Annotated in this window: 13 protein-coding genes; 6 read left to right on the top strand and 7 right to left on the bottom strand. The window is 71.2% G+C overall.

Features of this window, described 5'->3' with window-relative positions; all coding sequences use genetic code 11:
- Positions 1 to 39 precede the first annotated feature (39 nt).
- Complete coding sequence (locus EXU48_RS01690) at positions 40 to 267, top strand: heavy-metal-associated domain-containing protein (RefSeq protein WP_133105835.1); 228 nt, start codon at positions 40 to 42, stop codon at positions 265 to 267.
- Between the two features lie 96 nt (positions 268 to 363).
- On the opposite strand, the gene EXU48_RS01685 is transcribed toward EXU48_RS01690, so the two are convergent.
- The 6 genes from EXU48_RS01685 to EXU48_RS01660 form a co-directional block, all read right to left on the bottom strand.
- Positions 364 to 822, bottom strand: a complete 459-nt coding sequence (locus EXU48_RS01685) for an Hsp20/alpha crystallin family protein (protein ID WP_133105834.1) — start codon at positions 820 to 822, stop codon at positions 364 to 366.
- Between the two features lie 146 nt (positions 823 to 968).
- Complete coding sequence (locus tag EXU48_RS01680) at positions 969 to 1,850, bottom strand: CHAD domain-containing protein (protein WP_133105833.1); 882 nt, start codon at positions 1,848 to 1,850, stop codon at positions 969 to 971.
- Positions 1,851 to 2,030: 180 nt separating this feature from the next.
- Positions 2,031 to 2,834, bottom strand: a complete 804-nt coding sequence (locus EXU48_RS01675) for an ABC transporter permease (protein WP_133105832.1) — start codon at positions 2,832 to 2,834, stop codon at positions 2,031 to 2,033.
- Positions 2,831 to 3,742: an ABC transporter ATP-binding protein gene (locus tag EXU48_RS01670; RefSeq protein ID WP_133105831.1), complete on the bottom strand. Its 912-nt coding sequence runs from the start codon at positions 3,740 to 3,742 to the stop codon at positions 2,831 to 2,833. The genes EXU48_RS01675 and EXU48_RS01670 overlap by 4 nt, the downstream gene beginning before the upstream one ends.
- The gene (locus tag EXU48_RS01665) at positions 3,742 to 4,044 is read right to left on the bottom strand and encodes a transcriptional regulator (RefSeq protein WP_133105830.1); all 303 of its coding nucleotides are present in this window, start codon (positions 4,042 to 4,044) and stop codon (positions 3,742 to 3,744) included. The genes EXU48_RS01670 and EXU48_RS01665 overlap by 1 nt, the downstream gene beginning before the upstream one ends.
- Positions 4,041 to 4,733 carry a hypothetical protein gene (locus EXU48_RS01660; RefSeq protein ID WP_133105829.1) on the bottom strand — a complete coding sequence of 231 codons (693 nt, stop codon included), beginning with the start codon at positions 4,731 to 4,733 and terminating at the stop codon, positions 4,041 to 4,043. Before EXU48_RS01660 ends, EXU48_RS01665 begins: the two co-directional genes overlap by 4 nt.
- Before the next feature lie 135 nt (positions 4,734 to 4,868).
- Here EXU48_RS01660 and EXU48_RS01655 point away from each other — a divergent pair, with 135 nt between their 5' ends.
- Both EXU48_RS01655 and EXU48_RS01650 read left to right on the top strand, forming a co-directional pair.
- Positions 4,869 to 6,152 (top strand): BNR-4 repeat-containing protein, encoded by a 1,284-nt coding sequence (locus tag EXU48_RS01655; RefSeq protein ID WP_133105828.1) that lies wholly within the window; start codon positions 4,869 to 4,871, stop codon positions 6,150 to 6,152.
- Positions 6,153 to 6,206: 54 nt separating this feature from the next.
- A complete protein-coding gene (locus EXU48_RS01650) occupies positions 6,207 to 6,794 on the top strand; it encodes an HIT family protein (RefSeq protein WP_133105827.1) in 588 nt (195 codons plus the stop codon).
- Positions 6,795 to 6,936: 142 nt separating this feature from the next.
- Here EXU48_RS01650 and EXU48_RS01645 read toward each other — a convergent pair whose 3' ends face one another.
- Complete coding sequence (locus EXU48_RS01645) at positions 6,937 to 7,164, bottom strand: hypothetical protein (protein ID WP_133105826.1); 228 nt, start codon at positions 7,162 to 7,164, stop codon at positions 6,937 to 6,939.
- Between the two features lie 110 nt (positions 7,165 to 7,274).
- Here EXU48_RS01645 and EXU48_RS01640 point away from each other — a divergent pair, with 110 nt between their 5' ends.
- From EXU48_RS01640 to EXU48_RS01630, 3 genes are all read left to right on the top strand, one after another.
- The gene (locus tag EXU48_RS01640) at positions 7,275 to 8,096 is read left to right on the top strand and encodes a CPBP family intramembrane glutamic endopeptidase (protein WP_133105825.1); all 822 of its coding nucleotides are present in this window, start codon (positions 7,275 to 7,277) and stop codon (positions 8,094 to 8,096) included.
- A gap of 78 nt (positions 8,097 to 8,174) precedes the next feature.
- Positions 8,175 to 10,940, top strand: coding sequence for a lysylphosphatidylglycerol synthase transmembrane domain-containing protein (locus tag EXU48_RS01635; protein ID WP_133105824.1), 2,766 nt, complete (start codon positions 8,175 to 8,177; stop codon positions 10,938 to 10,940).
- 132 nt (positions 10,941 to 11,072) lie between these two features.
- Positions 11,073 to 12,308 (top strand): PP2C family protein-serine/threonine phosphatase, encoded by a 1,236-nt coding sequence (locus EXU48_RS01630; RefSeq protein ID WP_235856805.1) that lies wholly within the window; start codon positions 11,073 to 11,075, stop codon positions 12,306 to 12,308.
- Positions 12,309 to 12,367: the final 59 nt, after the last annotated feature.

The following is a 12,367-nucleotide window of genomic DNA, read 5'->3' as shown; positions in this document are numbered from 1 at the left end:
CACGATTCAGAACCCAGAACCCAGACCGAAGGAACCCCGATGGACCGCACCACCACGATCGACGTCGCCGGCATGACCTGCGCGAACTGCGTCGCCCATGTCACCGAGGAACTCGAGCGCGTCGACGGCGTGCTCGACGTCACCGTGGAACTGCGCACGGGCGAACCCTCGCCCGTCACGGTCGTCTCGAACGTGGACCTGAACGAGGCCGCGATCCGCGCCGCCGTGGACGAGGCCGGCTACGACGTGGTGGCGATCCACGACTGACGGTGACCTCACCGATGCGAACGGGCCCCGACCGCAAGTAGCGGTCGGGGCCCGTTCGCATCGGTGGCGACCCGTCGTCACCACCGGGTCCGCGGATCAGGCGGCGGCGACCTCGTGGTCGTCCGCGCCGTCGACCGGGACCTCGGTCGAGGCGATCGCCGGCTTCGTGGTCCGCACCTCGATCTTGCGGGGCTTTGCCTGCTCCGCCACCGGGATGGTCAGGGTCAGCACGCCGTGGGCGTAGTCGGCCCGGATCGCGTCCACGTCCAGCCCGTCGCCGAGGCTGAGCTGGCGGCGGTAGGTTCCGGTCGCCCGCTCCTTGGCGATCCAGCGCTCCCCGTCGCCGAGGCTGGAGCCGCGTTCGGCCTGGACGGTCAGGGTGTTGCCGTCCACGTCCAGGTCGATGCTCTCCGGCGCGACGCCGGGCAGGTCGATGTCGACGACGAACGTGTCACCGCTGCGGTGCAGGTCCATCGGCATCCACCGGGGCACCCGGGGCGACGTGCGGTGGGCGAGCCGGTCCGCCTCGCGGAAGGGGTCGAAGGTGAGAGCCATGTCTATCTCCTCGTCTGGCTGGGCCCGGCCCTACGCCGGTCCCTGATGACTGCTCCAACCACCGACGGCGGAGGATCGTTCCCGAGGTTGAGTCACCTTCGCTCAAGGCGAACGTCGGACCCGTCGGGCCGAGAGGTTCGGGCCCGTCAGCCGAGGAGCTGTTCGGCCCGGTGGCGCAGCCGGTCGCGCCGGTGCGGCCAGTCCTGCTCGATCCGGCCGCGCCGTTCGTGCGCTCGGCCGACGAGCTGCCCGAGCGCGAACGTCGTGCCCGGAGCGCCGCCGGTCTCCGCGACGTAGGTACGCACCAGCCCGTCCAGAACGGTGGCGTCCTGATGCGCTCCGAGGAGGTCCTGCGTCCGCCGGGCCTGGGTGGCGAGCCGTTTCGCCGGCCGTCCGAGCGGGTCGGTGGCCAGCTCGGCGAGGTAGCGCAACCGCTTCACGGACTTGCGGACCTCGTGCAGGGAACCCGACCCTGTGTGGGCGGCGGCGATCCGGTCCCGGCTCCGACGCCAGTCCTTGCGCAGGCGCCGGCGCAGCGCCCGGCGCGCCCTGACCTCACCATCACGGACCGGGACCCGATCCACCTGAAGGTCGGCGATCAGCGCGGCGTGCTCCGGCGTGGCCACGTGCTCCTCGAGCCGGCGGACCGCGTCGGCCCGACGGTGCCGGAGCGAGTCGAGGAACGGCGCCACCTCCATGGCGAACGCGGCGGACGCCGTCGTCTCCCGGTCCAGAGCGGCCAGCTGGACGTCAAGGTCGCGGACCGCAGCGAGAACGTCGGAGAGTTCCGACAGCCTGCGGCGCAACGGACCGGAGAAACCCCGGTCGAGATACGGCCCGAACGCGGACAGCATGGCCCGGAGCTTGCGCACGGCCACCCGCAGCCGGTGCACCGCGCGCTCGGGGTCGACCTCGGAGTCGACGCTCAGCGTGTGGACCGCCCGCTCACGCCGAACCACACGCGCCACCGCCTTCTGGATGGTGCGCTCGACGATCGGCCCGATGGTCGCGGACCCCTTGCGACCCATCGCCCCATTCTCTCACCCGGCACAGGCCCTGCAGATCACGGAGCGTCGAGACCTGGCGTCGGTTCCGGCCGGCAGGTCGCCAGCCGACCCGACCGGACGCTTGGCCGTTCGCGCCCGACGCGACCACGAGACGGCCCGGACCTTTCCGGTCCGGGCCGCCGTCGCCGTCGGGCATCGCACTCAGTTGAACCGACGACCCTCGTCCCGGCGATAGGCCAGCACGGCGAGTGCCGTGAACACCAGACCCCAGGCGATGAGCACCGGCAGCGCCAGCGAGTACGCCTCCTGGCCGGTCAGCACCTGGATCAGCAGGTCTCGTCCGGCGCGGCTGGGCAGGGCCTGGGAGAAGGCGTTCAGCCAGGCCGGGAACATCTCGGCGGGCAGGAACAGACCGCCGGCGAACGCGAGCGGGAACAGCACCGCCTGGACCACGGCGATGGCCGCCTTGCTGCTCATCCGGTAGCCGATCGCGAGGCCGAGCATCAGGAACGGCAGGCCGACCACCAGCACCATCAACGCCGCGAGCACCACGGTCGCGGGCGGTGCGGTGGCCGCGGTGAGCAGCGCGCCCACCACGCCGAGCGGGACCAGGCTCACCAGCGCGAACAGGCAGCCGGCCAGGACCCGGCCGAGCATCCGCGGCGCCACCCCGGCCGGCAGCGTGCGCACGTAGCCGTCGAACGGGAGCGCCCGGTCCTCGGCCACCCCGGAGCCGAACGTGAACAGGAAGGTGGACATCACCGAGAACATCGCCAGCTGCCCGACGGCCGCGGTCGCGAACACCGGATTGTCGGCGACCGTCGCGTTCGGGACCACGAAGAAGACCATGGCCAGGGTCGGGAACAGCAGGTTGCCGACCACGGCGATCGGGATCCGGATGGTCTCCAGGACGGAGAACTTCGCGTGCAGCAGGACGAGGCTGGGCAGGCTCGGGCCGGGGCGGGGGGTGGCCCCGATCGGTGCCGGTGCGGTGGCGGTGCTCATGCTGCGACCTCCTCGGTCTCGGGCATGCCGGCTGTGCCGGTCAGGGACAGGAAGGCCTCCTCGAGCGAAGCGCCGCGGACCTCGAGTCCGGAGAACTCGGTACCGGAGGCCACCAGGCCACGGACGAATGCGTCGGAGTCGGAGACGAGCAGATGGGCCCGGTCGCCGTCGGTCTGCACCGCGGTCACCGTGGGCAGCGCGGCGAGGTCGGTCTCGGCTGCGCCGGTGCACAGGCTCACCCGCCGGGCATTCACGTGGGCGAGGACCTGGCCCAGACGGTCGTCGGCGAGGATGCGGCCGCTGCCCACCACGACGACGCGTTCGGCGAGCGCCTCGACCTCTTCCAGATAGTGACTGGTGAGGATGATCGTCGAGCCTTCGGCGTGGTAGTCACGCAGGGCCTGCCAGAGGGCGCGGCGACCCTCCACATCCAGGCCGGTGGTCGGCTCGTCGAGGAGCACGAGGGACGGGCGACCGACCAGCGAGAGGGCCACCGCGAGTCGGCGCTTCTGACCGCCGGACAGGCCCCCGGTCTGCCGGGTCACGAGGTCTCGCAGATCGAACCGGTCGAGGAGCTCGTCGCGGCCCATCGGGTCGCTGTAGTGGCCGCCGACGAAGTCGATGACCTCACCGACCTTCAGGGTGGCGGGCAGCCCGGTCTCCTGCGGAGTGGTGCCCAGCCCGAATCGCGACGAGGCCCTGCGAGGGTCGCCGCCGAAGAGCCGGACGGTGCCGGAGTCCGGCTTCCGGAGGCCGTTGATCAGGGACAACAGCGTGGTCTTCCCGGCGCCGTTCGGGCCGAGCAGACCGACGATCTCGCCGGGGTGGACGTCGAGGCTCACGCCGTCCAGGGCGACGACGTCGCCGAAGGTGCGGCGGACGTCACGGACGCTGACGATCGGTTCCATCACTGCGCTCCTCTCAGGAGTGCTTCCAGGGTTTCGGTATAACTCTCGAAGGCCCGGCGACCCTTCTTGGTGAGCTCGAGGTAGGTGGCCGGGCTGCGACCCTCGAACCGCTTGTCGATCAGCACGTAGTCGGCCTCCTCGAGCTTGCGCAGGTGGGTGGAGAGGTTGCCCGCGGTCATCTCGAGCAGCTTCTGGAGTTTCGGGAAGGCCAGCCGGTCACCTTCGTCGAGCGTCGCCAGGGTGGCGACCACCCGCAGTCGGGCCTGGGCGTGGATCACGGGGTCGAGCTCGATCTCGCTCATGGCACGGACCGCTTGGTGCGGCGCCTCGTCTGGTGCAGGTCGCCGAACGCTGCCACCAGGAAGCCACCACCACCCGCGAGCGCCATGACCAGGTAGGTGCCCGGCTGCGGGATCAGGGCGGCGGCGCCCGCGACCACCGCGATCCAGGCGCCGAGGGCGAACATCCGCCACACCCGCCAGAGCGCACCGCCGGCCATGTACATGACCGCCACGATCAGGGCGCTGACCCCGTTCGCCGTGATCGCCATCACCTCCGGCGAGGCACCCGCTCGGGACAGGCCGGCGAACAGCAGGCACGCCATCATGAATGCGATCACCCAGCTCCAGCCGTACATCGCCCCGGCGGCGGCGGATGCCCCACGCACCCCGGACGCTCGCCGCGCGACATGCACGGCGGTGAACGCCAGGGCACCGAGCAGGAAGAGGCCGAACACCACGAACCCCCAGGCGGTGGACCGGCCGAGGGTCTCGTCGTAGGTGACGTACAGGACCAGGTAGCCGATCAGCCAAGCGACCCCCCAGGCCCCGAAGAGGAGCGGCCCGTTCGGCTCGACGCCCTTACGCGTCGACGCGCGCTGCGCGGCGATCATCGCCAGGACGGCCGCCGGGTCCGACGGCGGTGCGTCGTCGGCGCGTCCGGCCACATCGGCCTCGTGGGCCCGCGGGCCATCGGGCTCGTCGGCGGACATCCAGGTCTCTCCTCACAGAGTGGTTTGTGTTGCAAAGTACTCTGCCACGACTCCGGTCGCTGCGCAAGGGACCCGGCGGCCGGACTTGTCCGGCGAGGTGCGGAAAGGGCTATCCACCTGGCAGGATCAGGGTTCATGGCGACGGTGCAACTCATCAACGACAACGGCGCGTGGTGCTGGTTCCAGGACGAGCGCGCTCTCATCGACCCGGTCACGAACACGCTCCTGGTGGGTTCGATCCCGGCCCCGGAGGGCCCGGGCGGCGAGGACCGCGCGGGCCATGTGGAACTCGCGGTCGTGGACCTGTCCACGGGCACCACCGAGGTGGTCGTGCTCCACGAACGACTGGAGGCCGACGACCACAACACGGCGGCCCTGTTCATCCGCCCGGACGGGCGCTACCTGGCCATGTACACCAAGCACAAGACCGACAACCTGACCCGGTGGCGGATCTCGACCGAGGCGCACGACGCGACCTCCTGGCAGCCCGAGCAGACCTTCGACTGGACCGACCTCACCGACGGGCGCGGGGTCACCTACTCCAACCTGCACCACCTCAGCGACGAGGGCCGGCTCTACAACTTCGCGCGTGCGATCAACGACGACCCGTCGATCCTGGTCTCCACCGATGACGGCACCACGTTCGACTTCGGCGGCAAGCTCTTCACCCGCCCCAAGATCGGCTACGTCAATGGCTACACCCGTTACGCCAGCAACGGCACCGACCGGATCGACCTGATCACCACCGACCACCACCCGCGCGACTACAACAACTCGATCTACCACGGGTACATCTCCGGTGGCGCGCTGCACGCCAGTGACGGCACCGTCGTGGGCGGACCGGTCCTCGACGAGCAGGCACCGTCCCAGGTCGAGCTGACCACGATCCTGGCCGCCGGCTCGGAGTTCGCGGGGGCCACGATCACGCACGCCTGGACCACGGACCTCCGCCGCGCGCCGGACGGCCGGATCGTGGCGATCCTCACCGGCCGCGCCGGCGACGACCCGGAGAACAGCGACTTCTCCGACCACCGGTTCTTCTACGGCACGTTCGACGGCGGAACCTGGCAGGTGCACCACCTCGCCAAGGCCGGCGCTGCTCTGCTCCCGCACGAGGAGGACTACACCGGTCTGGTCGCGATCGACCCCTACGACCTGGACTCGGTCTACGCCTCCACCCCGATCGACCCGCGCGACGACTCGGCGCTCGACCACCACGAGATCTTCCACGGCCGGACCACCGACGGCGGTGCGTCCTGGGACTGGACGCCGGTCACCGAGAACTCCGACGTCGACAACCTGCGCCCGATCGTGGTCCCGGGCGACCCCGACACCCGCGCCGTGCTGTGGTTCCGTGGTTCCATGACGGCGTCCCAGCACTACGCCTGCGAGGTCGTCGGCCTGATCGAGAAGCGCTGAGCCGGAGGGAGCGCGAGAGCCGTGACGGAGTCGGCGGCGCAGTGGTTCCGGCGTGTGAGTGCCACGATCGAGGCGACCGGATACCGCGAGCTCGGCTGGGCGGACTGGCCGAGTTGGCCGTTCGAGGGCGAGTTGCGGCCTCGCGCCATCGTCGAACCCGCCGAGGAGCCCACCCGTCAGGGCGCCGGCGGCGCGGACTGCTTCATGTGCGCTGCGGCTGCGCACCTCGATCCCTCGTATGTGATCTGGCACGACGAGCACGCCTTTCTCGGCGTCCCCCAAGCGGCCCAGTCCCTCCCCTTCGGCGCATTCCTGATGCCCCGTGCGCATGCCGACCTGCGCGACCTCCGACCGGCCACCGCCGCGCGGATGGGCGAGCTGTTGACCGCGATCGAGCGGGCCGCCTGCGATGTCCTCGACGTACCACGGATCCAGGTGGCCCGGTGGGGCGACGGCCAGGAGCACCTGCACTGGTGGCTGTTCGCGCGACCTACCGGAATGCTGCAACTGCGCGGCACGTTCCTGTCGCACTGGGGTGACATGCTGCCCACCCGTGACCGGGAGGCGGCCCGAGCCGATCTCGACCTGGTCGCGGCGCGCCTCGTCGACCTCACCGGCGGGCACGCCGTTCCCGCGGGCTGACCCGCGCGAGCCATAGCCTCCCGTCGTCAGGCAGAACCTCCCGTCCGATCAGCACCATGGAACGTTCTTCTTCAGACGGAAGTGTCTGCCTCACCGGTGGAGTCGCTCCGGACCGTTGGCCTGGCCGCGTCGGCAGGCCGACCTACGCGGGCCCCCGCCGTTCGAACCGCGAGCCGCCGTACTTCTTGTGCACGGCCTGCTTGGAGACCCCGAGCAGGACCGCGATCTCGGCCCAGGTCAGCCCCTCGCTGCGGGCCCGGCGGACGAGCACCGCCTCGCGGGCATCGGCCCGGTGGCGTAGTTCCACGAGCGCCGCGAGCCCGGCGAAGATGTCGCCGTCGTCCTCGGCAGCGGCGGACAGGGCACTCATCGACCTCACCTCCGAGTCGTTCATATCCGTCAATTTACATTGACGGTGCCAGGTGCGTCAATCGTTCTTGACGCCTGCTGCGGCGCAGGTGGATGCGCTATAACCGGCGTATGGCGACCCAGGGCGAACCGGAGACACCCTCCCTGACCGCACCCGCGCCGTCGGCCAGGGCCCGGTCCCGACGCCTGACCGTCGAGATCTGGATCGTCATGGGTCTGTCCCTGGGCAGGTCCGGCGTCTATGCCGTGGTGAACATCCTCGACCGCCTCACCCGCGGCCCCCTCGGGGACCAGACCGCCACCCTCAACCCGCCGCTGTCCGAGCGGCCCTACTGGGATCTGCTCTACCAGGTGCTCTCCCTGACGTTCGCGCTGATCCCGGTCGCCCTCGCGCTCTATCTGCTCAGCGACACCGGCCGCAACCCGTTCCGGCGGATCGGCCTCGACCTGAGCCGGCCCGGTCGAGACTTCGGCTGGGGCCTGGCCCTCGGAGCGATCATCGGCATCCCCGGGCTCGGGCTGTACCTGGCCGGACGCGCCCTCGGCATCACCGTCTCGGTCCAGGCCTCGGCCCTCGACCCGTACTGGTGGGCGGTCCCGATCCTGATCCTCGCCGCCCTCAAGAACGGTCTCCTTGAGGAGGTCCTCGTGGTCGGGTACCTGTTCGAGCGGTTGCGTGAGAAGCGCTGGCGGCTGTGGTCGATCATCGTGGTCTCCGCACTCATCCGCGGCTCCTACCACCTGTACCAGGGCTGGGGGCCGTTCTTCGGGAACGTCATCATGGGCGTCGTCTTCGGCTTGTTCTACTGCTCGCGGTGGGGCCGACGGCGCGTGATGCCGCTGGTGATCGCGCATACGCTGATCGATGTCGTGGGCTTCGTGGGCTACGCCCTGCTCCCGGTCGCCTGGCTGGCCGCGCTCGGCATGACCTGAGCACCCCCCGAATCCTCGGCCGCGCCGCGCCTGGACACACCTGCGGCCGCAGGGAGGCTCTCACCTAGGATCGTGGACATGTCCACCGATTCCGCAGAGCCGGTGACCCCGAGGGGGCCGGCTCGACAGGTGCGGATCCTGGACATCCCGCTCACCCGGGTGCGGCGTCCCGTCGACCTGGTCCTGATGCTGGTCTCGCTGCTGGGCATCGCGGTCGTGCTGGTGCTGGCCGTGTACGCCTACGCCACCACCACCGGGGTGACCGAGGACGTGCAGTCCGCCCTGGCCCGGGTGGTCCGCACCATCCTGCTGGTCCCGGTGAACGTGATCGAGGGCCTGCTCATCCTCGTGCTGCCGATCATCGTCGTGATCGAGCAACTGGCCCGGCGCAACGTCCGGGCCGTCCTGGACGCGGTCGCGGCCGCGGCGATCGGCTACGTCGTGGCCCTCGCCGCGATCTGGCTCCTGGACACGTTCGCCACGAACGCCCTGGCCCGCTCGCTGCTCCGGTTCCAGGAGGGCGCCTGGGTGATCACCATCTCCGCGCCGGCCGCGGCGCTGGCCGCGTTCCTGACCGCGGTCGGAACACGTGACCGGCGCCGCGTGGTGCGGATCTCGTGGAACCTGCTCTGGTTCGTCCTGATCGTCACGGTGATCACCGGGACCGCGACCCTCGTGGCGGCGATCGTCTCCGTGCTCATCGGGCGCGCCGCGGGCCTGGGCATGCGGTACCTGTCCGGAGTGCTGAGCCAGCGCGCCCACGGGCTCGAACTCGTCGAGGGCATCCGGCGGGCCGGCGTGGACCCGGTCCGGGTGATCCGGATCGGTGACTCCACGCTCGCCGAGGACCTGCGTCAGGACGTGGTCCAGGCGTCCGGGCCGATTGGGTACACGGCGCCGACGTTCGCCGCACCCACCGAGTTCGCCGACGCGCCCTCGTCGTGGCCGGCCGGCGCCGCGGCGGCGCCGACGGACCATACCGTCCATGGGGGACCCACCGACACCCCTACCGCACCGGACGAGTCCACCCGGGTGACCTCCGCCGTCGCCGACCCGCCCGGCGACCCCGCCCGACCGGACGAACCTGCTGCGTTCGCCCCGGCCGGCCCGAGCGACACCGAGACGAACCTGCTCGCCCAGTTGCCGGAGTCCGCCACCGTCGCGAACGAGCGCGAGGGCGCGAACCGGATGTACGCCGTCATCGACTCCGACAACGTGCGCTGGGATGCCGTCGTGCTCGACGGCGACCGTCAGGTGATCGGCATGCTCAGCGCCGTCATCTCCACGATCGTGCGCCGGGGGCTCGCCCGCCGGACCGCCGTCTCGCTGCGGCAGGCCGCCGAGCGCGCGGCCCTCATGTACTACGCGGCGAACGCCGCCGGGGTGAACAGCCCGCGCCTGCGCGGTATCGCCGAGACCGAGGACTCCGTGCTGCTGCTCGGCGAGCACGTCGGCCACGCCCGGCAGCTCTCCGACCTCCCGGCCGACGCGCTCACCGACGAGGTCATGGTGAACGCGTGGGAGCAGCTCCGGATCGCCCACAAGGCCGGCCTCGCGCACCGCAACCTCACCGCCGACTCCCTGATCATCGGCGAGGCCGACGGTCCGTTCGCGGGCGAGGTCTGGCTGAACGGCTGGGAGGAGGGGGAGATCGCGTCGAGCTCGCTGGCCCGGCGCGTCGACCGTACGCAACTCCTCACCCTGCTCTCCCTGCGGGTCGGCCCGGAGCGCGCGATCGCGGCCGCCGCCCGGGTCATCTCCATCGAACAGCTCACGGAGATCGCACCGCTGCTGCAGCCGGTCGCCCTGCCGATCCAGACCCGGGCCGAGGCCCGCGCCGACAAGGCCGGGATGACGGCGCTGCGAGCCCACCTCGTGGAGTTCATCCCGACGGCGGGCATCGTCGAGCCGATCCAGCTCTCCAGGTTCAGCGCCCGCACGGTGATCACCCTGACCATCGCGGTGGTGGCGGGCTGGGCGCTGCTGACCACCCTGAACTTCCAGGAGATCGCCCAGGTCATCAGCGACGCGAACCCGGTCTGGATGATCGTGGCGTTCGCCCTCGGCCTGATCACCTACGTCGGCTCCGCGATGGGCCTGGTCGGGTTCTCCCCCGAGAAGCTCGGACTCTGGCGCACCACCCTGGTGCAGGTCGCCGCCTCCGTGGTGACCCTGGTGGCCCCGGCCGGGGTGGGTCCGGCGGCGCTCAACCTGCGGTACATGCAGAAACGCGGTCTCGAGACGCCGGTGGCGCTGGCCACGGTGGCCCTGCTGCAGGTGTCCCAGTTCGTGACCACGGTGCTCCTGCTGATCGCGATCGCGCTGCTGACCGGCAGTTCCGGGGCGCTGCAGGGCTTCCCGTCCGGAGCCGTGCTGATCATCGGGGGTGCGCTCGCCCTGGTGGTCGGGGTCGCGTTCGCGGTCCCGGCCCTGCGCCGCTGGGTGATCGCGAAGATCACCCCCACCCTGCGGCAGGTCTGGCCGCGGCTGGTCTGGGTGGTGGGTCAGCCGCACCGTCTCGCGATCGCCCTCGGGGGCAACCTGGTGCAGACGCTCGGCTACCTGGCGTCGTTCGCCGCGGCCCTGGCCGCGTTCGGCGAGACCCTGCCGGCCACGACGCTGGCGATCATCTACCTGACGGGTACCGCCGTCGGGTCCGCGGTGCCCACCCCGGGCGGCATCGGCACCGTGGAGTTCGCCCTCTCCACCGGGCTGCGGACCGCCGGCATCGCCACCGCGACGGCCGCCTCCGCCGCGGTCCTGTTCCGGGTGCTGACGTTCTGGATCCGGGTGCCGCTCGGGTGGGCCGCGCTGCGGTACCTGCAGAAGCACAACGCGCTCTGACCGGACGGATCCCGATGGGCAGCCCGGTCCATCACAGCGGGCCTTCCACCGCCACGCCGCGTTGTAGGGTGAGACTCGCTCCCATGCTCCCCGCCCCCCGGGGGCGGCTGACAGTCAGAGGCGGTGCACACGATGGCGGTGAGTTTCCGCTACGCCGTGCAGACCGACCTCGGAACAGTCCGGACGAACAACGAGGACTCCGCCCTCGGCAGCCCGCGGCTCCTGGTGCTCGCCGACGGGATGGGTGGGCACGCGGCCGGCGAGGTCGCCTCGAGCGTGGCGGTCCGGGTGTTCGCCGAGGTGGAGCACTCCCCCGGCACCGACATCCCGACCCAGCTGCTGAACGCGGGACGGGCGTCCCGGCGGGCGCTGCACGGCATGTCCGAGGCCGACGCCATGCTCGAGTCGATGGGTACGACCCTGCTCGCCGTGGCCAGCGACGGCGAGCACGTCACCATCGGGCACATCGGGGACTCCCGCGTCTACGCCCTGCACGAGGGTTCGCTCTACCAGGTCACCACCGACCACACGCACGTGCAGCGACTCATCGACCAGGGTCAGCTGACCCCCGAACGCGCCCGCACGCACCCGTACCGGTCCATGCTGCTGCGGTCCCTCGACGACCAGGCCGGCGGCGCGGACCTGGACATCATCGCCCTGACCGTGACCCCCGGTGACCGGCTGCTGCTGTGCAGCGACGGCCTGTCCGACTACGTGTCCGCCGAGCACATCGGGGAGTTGCTCACCCGCCCGGATCCGGCCGAGGCCGCCCGCGCCCTGATCAACGCGGCGCTGGTGCTGGGCACCCGTGACAACGTCACCGTGGTGGTGGCGGACGTGATCGCCGAGCCCGACGGCGATACGGACCTGCTCGCCGCCGAGCCTGTTTTCGTGGGTGCGGTCACGGACGGCATCGCGCTCTCCCCGGACGCGGGCGCGTCCCTGGGCGAGTCGTTGCCGACCATGATCATCGAGGCCGCGAACCCCTCCGCCGGGGCGCACGTGCGCACCCCCCGCCCGGTCGCTGTGGGGGCATCCGGCGACGGCGGCGCCGACCCCGACTCCGACGAGGGCGTGACGCTGCTCGATCACCCGGACGCGGGCCGCGCCGATCTGGTGGATCCCACGGAGGCCGAGGAGCCGCCCGAGCCGGCCGGCACCGGACCGGACGGCGACGAGCCCGGCGAGGCCGCCTCGCCCGACCTCACCACGGACGAGGGCGACGGACCCACCGTGGCACTCCCCGCCGTCGCCCGTTCGATCGAGCCTGCGCCCACGACGGCTTCCGACATGTCGGTCCTGCCCGGCATCCTCGCCGGCGCGGCCGTGGTGGCCATCATCGCGCTGCTCTGGATCATCCTGGGCTGAGGCCGCCGCGGCCCGCGCTGGATCGCTGTTTGGAATCAATCCAGAAAAGGTGATTGACT

This window comes from Occultella glacieicola (genome assembly GCF_004353825.1).
Lineage (GTDB): Bacteria > Actinomycetota > Actinomycetes > Actinomycetales > Beutenbergiaceae > Occultella > Occultella glacieicola.
Note: the sequence above shows the minus strand (reverse complement) of the source record. Positions and strands in the feature narration are given on the sequence as shown.